We start from the raw sequence: 417 nt of genomic DNA, 5'->3' as shown, positions 1-417 counted from the left end.
GGATGCCGGCCTCGAGGATCTCGTCGGAGACCTCGATACCCTGCGAGCGGTACAGCTCAAGCAGGCGCTGCTTCAGCGTCGCCTTGTCGTGGCCGCTGTCGGCCAGCGCCTTCATTTCGGCGTTGCGGTAGCGCAGCTGGTCGACCACATCCATGGTCAGCAGCGCATCCTGCAGCTCGGCAGGGGCCATCGTCGCACTCACCTCAGCGCGGCTCCGGGCTCGGCGGCGCCTGCAGCAGGGCGGCGAAGCGCTGCTTGCCCTGTTCGACATACTCGGCGATCTCGGCCGAGTCGCGGGTCGCCTGGCCGCGCAGCTGCTCGATCTCCTGCAGCGAGGTCTCCTGGAAGCGCACCACCGCATCGAACAGCTTGCGCACCGAATCGACGCCGATGGTGGCGCCGTAGCCGGCCTTCAGG

1 protein-coding gene and 1 pseudogene are annotated in these 417 nt (G+C 68.3%); both read right to left on the bottom strand.

Annotated elements, in window-relative coordinates; translation table 11 throughout:
• Positions 1-190: DUF6384 family protein (locus I6F21_RS38135; RefSeq protein ID WP_225184436.1), on the bottom strand; the 190-nt coding region annotated here is incomplete at its 3' end.
• 13 nt (positions 191-203) lie between these two features.
• Positions 204-417, bottom strand: a pseudogene (locus I6F21_RS38130) (hypothetical protein); the annotation flags it as partial.

Origin of the sequence: Bradyrhizobium sp. NBAIM03 (genome assembly GCF_020194055.1) — a bacterium.
In the GTDB taxonomy this organism is placed as follows: Bacteria; Pseudomonadota; Alphaproteobacteria; order Rhizobiales; family Xanthobacteraceae; genus Bradyrhizobium; species Bradyrhizobium yuanmingense.
The sequence above is the reverse complement of the archived record's forward strand: the minus strand, read 5'-3'. Positions and strand labels throughout refer to the sequence as shown.